3 protein-coding genes and 1 pseudogene are annotated in these 3,625 nt (G+C 70.0%); all 4 read right to left on the bottom strand.

The window, feature by feature from the left end:
- Positions 1 to 160: pseudogene (locus CCR87_RS17015) on the bottom strand (branched-chain amino acid ABC transporter permease); the annotation flags it as partial.
- Positions 153 to 1,073, bottom strand: a complete 921-nt coding sequence (locus CCR87_RS00820; RefSeq protein ID WP_201155435.1) for a branched-chain amino acid ABC transporter permease — start codon at positions 1,071 to 1,073, stop codon at positions 153 to 155. The gene CCR87_RS00820 and the pseudogene CCR87_RS17015, both read right to left, overlap by 8 nt.
- Positions 1,074 to 1,097: 24 nt before the next feature.
- Positions 1,098 to 2,237 (bottom strand): ABC transporter substrate-binding protein, encoded by a 1,140-nt coding sequence (locus CCR87_RS00815; RefSeq protein ID WP_201155434.1) that lies wholly within the window; start codon positions 2,235 to 2,237, stop codon positions 1,098 to 1,100.
- A gap of 188 nt (positions 2,238 to 2,425) precedes the next feature.
- Positions 2,426 to 3,307 (bottom strand): DMT family transporter, encoded by an 882-nt coding sequence (locus tag CCR87_RS00810; RefSeq protein ID WP_201155433.1) that lies wholly within the window; start codon positions 3,305 to 3,307, stop codon positions 2,426 to 2,428.
- Positions 3,308 to 3,625: the final 318 nt, after the last annotated feature.

The raw sequence follows: 3,625 nt of genomic DNA, 5'->3' as shown, positions 1-3,625 counted from the left end.
GCGCCAGGTTCAGCCCCACCCCGGCCAGCGCCAGGATCGCCACCCGCGTGGCCAGCGTGATGTAGAACGGCTCGTCGATCCAGAGCGCCACCAGCGGCACCGCCAGCAGCAGGGCCGCCAGCCCCGCGTTCACCGCCCATTCGCGCCGCCCCTCAGCCATGGGCGGGGAACAGCCCGCGGGGGCGCAGGACCAGCACCGCCGCCATCAGGATGTAGATCAGCATGGACGCCAGCGCAGCGCCGATGTCGGACGCCCGCCCGATGTCGAGCCACCAGTCGAAGGCGCGCGGGATCAGGAACCGCCCCATCGTGTCGACAACCCCCACCAGCAATGCCCCCACGAACGCCCCCTTGATGGAGCCGATGCCCCCGATCACGATCACGACGAAGGCCAGGATCAGCACCGGCTCGCCCATGCCCACCTGCACCGACTGGATCGCGCCCACCAGCGCCCCGGCCATCCCCGCCAGCGCCGCGCCCAGCGCGAACACGATGGTATAAAGGACCTTGATGTTGACCCCCAGCGCCGCGATCATCTCTCGGTCGCTCTCGCCCGCGCGGATCTGCACGCCCAGGCGGGTTTTCGCGATCAGCAGCCACAGCGCCACCGCCGTGGCGATCCCCGCCCCGATCAGCGCCAGCCGATAGACGGAATAATTGATCCCCAGCCCCAGATGCACGCTGCCCGCAAGGATCTCGGGGCGCGACAGGAACAGCGGCCGGGCGCCGAAGATCATCTGCACCCCCTCGGACAGGATCAGGATCAGCGCGAAGGTCGCCAGCACCTGATCGAGATGGTCGCGGTCATAGAGCCGTCGGATCACCACCACCTCGATCAGCGCGCCGGCCGCCGCCGCCGCCGTCATGCCCGCCGCCAGCCCCAGCCAGAAGTTGCCCGTGGCCGCGGCCACGGCCGCGCAGATGAACGCCCCGATCATGTAGAGCGAGCCATGCGCCAGGTTGATCAACCCCATGACCCCGAACACCAGCGTCAGGCCGGCCGCCATCAGGAACAGCATCAGCCCGAACTGGATCCCGTTGAGCAGCTGCTCGACGAACAGCGCGAGGCTCATGCCCGCCCCTCCGCGGGCGGGGCCTTACATGGCGCAGTCATCGCCATGCACGTCCCGGTGGTCCTCGAAGGCGGTGGCGATGATGCGGTTGGTGATCACGCCGTCCTGCTCGATGACCTCGCGCACATAGATGGTCTGGATCGGGTGGTGGTTGTCGGCAAAGCGGAACGCGCCGCGGGTCGCCTCGAAATCGGCCGCGCGCAGGGCCTCGCGGAAGGCGGCGCGGTCGGTGACGTCGGCGGTGTCGATGGCCGACAGGATCAGCTTGGCGGTGTCATAGCCCTGGCTGGCATAGATCGAGGGGATGCGGCCGAACCGGTCCTGGAACGCCGCCATGAAGGCGCGGTTCACGTCGTTGTCCAGATCCGGGCTCCACTGCCCGGTGTTGATGACGCCCAGCGCGGCCGGGCCCATGGCCGGCAGGTTGTCCTGGTCGAAGGTGAACCCGGCCGAGATGATGGGGATGTCCACCCCCGAATCGGCCCACTGCCGCATGAACGAAATCCCCATGCCACCGGGAAGGAAGATGAACAGGCTGTCGGCGTCGCTGTCGCGGATTTCCGCGATTTCCGAGGCGTAGTCGGTCTGGCCCACCGTCGTCAGGATCTCGCCCGCGTAATCGCCCTCGAAATAGCGCCGGTAGCCCGTCAGCGCGTCGGTGCCGGCGGGATAGTTCGGCGCCAGCAGGAAGGTGCGCTCATAGCCCAGCTCGTTGGCGTGGTTGCCCGCGGCCTCGTGCAGGGTGTCGTTCTGCCAGGCGGCGTTGAAGTAGTTCTCGTGACACCCCGCGCCGGCCAGCGCCGAGGGCCCGGCATTGGGCGAGATGTAGAAGATGTCCTGCGCCACGGTCGACGGCACCACCGCCATCGCGAGGTTCGAGAAGATCAGCCCCGTCAGGATATGCACGCGTTCGGACTGGATCATCCGCTCGGCCACCTGCACCGCCAGCTCCGGCCGCTGGGCGTCGTCCTCGACCACCAGCCGGACGTCGGCGCGCCCGGCCTGGTCCAGCGCCAACTGGAAGCCGTCGCGCACATCCACGCCCAGCCCCGCGCCACCGCCCGACAGGGTGGTGATCATGCCGATCCGCACCTCGGCCTGGGCGGTACCGGCGATCAGGGCCAGCATCGCCGCCCCCAGCCCCGTCGCGATCCGATATGTCATCTTCAGCCTCCCTGTTCTTGATTGATGTCAGTGTCCTGTGCCCGGCAGCCCAGCGCAAGCCCCCTGGCGCACGCGCATCCGAAACCGCAGGATTTTCCCGCGCGCCGCCCCAGCCCGGGCCCGGGCCGGGATCGGGCCAGGATCGGCCGGGCGGCGCCGGGCGCGGCCTTGCGGCACGGCGCGCCCGCTCACCTTGGCCGGGCGGCCTCGCGCAGGACGATGATGATCCCGCTGGCCACGATGATCAGGGCACCGACACCGGTGGAGACGGCCAGCACATCCCCCCAGATGAGCCACCCCAGCGCCACCGCCCAGATCAGCGCGGTATAGTCGAACGGCGCCACCACCGCCGCCGGGGCCATGCGGAACGCCTGCCCGATCAACGTGATCCCGAGGCTGCCAAGCACCGCGATGGCCGCGAACAGCCCCAGATCCTCCGCCCGCACCGGGGTCCAGACCCACAGCGCAAACGGCGCGGCATAGAGCATCGGGAACAGCACGACGAACAGCATCATCGTCCAGATCCCCTCGGACGGGCCGATCCACCGGGCGCTGACCATGAACAGCGCATACAGCGCCGCCGCCGCCACCGGCAGCAGCGCGGCCGGCTGAAATCCCTCCGCCCCCGGCTGCACGATCACCAGAACACCGATGAACCCCAGCAGCACCGCCCCCCAGCGCCGCCAGCCCACCGTCTCTCCCAGCAACGGCACCGACAGCGCGGTGATGAAGATCGGCGCCGAGAAGATCAGCGCCGTCGCCTCGGCCAGCGGCAGAAACCGCAGGCTGGTGAAATAGAGGTATGCGCCCAGCAGCATCAGCCCCCCGCGCAGGGCATGCACCCAAAGGTGGCGCGTGCGCAGCGCGTGCGATCCGCGTAGCGCAAGCACCAGCGCGACGATCATCGGCACCGCGATCAGGTTGCGCAGGAAGATGATCTGCACCGGGTCGTAGCGGTCGGTGAGGATCTTGGCGATCGCGTCGTTGCAGACCAGAAACGCCACCCCCGCACAGATCGTCAGGATCCCGCGAGAGATATTGCCCGGCTCCGAATGTGGCTGCGCGCCCATGCACGACCCCGCTGTCCCTCGGTCCCGGCCCGGCTATCAGATCCGCGGCCGGGGTACGAGGGACGGCCATGCCCCGTGCGCGCCCCGCCGCCGGTCGCGGTCGGCCGTCGGGTCGGCCATCGGCCCATGGGGGGGCGGCAGGGCACTGCGTCGATGACGCCGCCGGGCGGACGGGGTGTTGGCCCTGCCCTGCCCGCCAGGTGTGCGGCCCCGAGCCGCGCGCAGTCGCGCGCGGGCCTGTGCATCCCCGCACCACTACGCGGCCGCAGGTCCGGGACCGGGCGGCCGGGGCCGGTGGCAGGCCGGGGTGGATGCCGG

It is taken from the genome of Rhodobaculum claviforme (assembly GCF_016653255.1).
Taxonomy (GTDB): Bacteria; Pseudomonadota; Alphaproteobacteria; order Rhodobacterales; family Rhodobacteraceae; genus Rhodobaculum; species Rhodobaculum claviforme.
The sequence above is the reverse complement of the archived record's forward strand: the minus strand, read 5'-3'. Positions and strand labels throughout refer to the sequence as shown.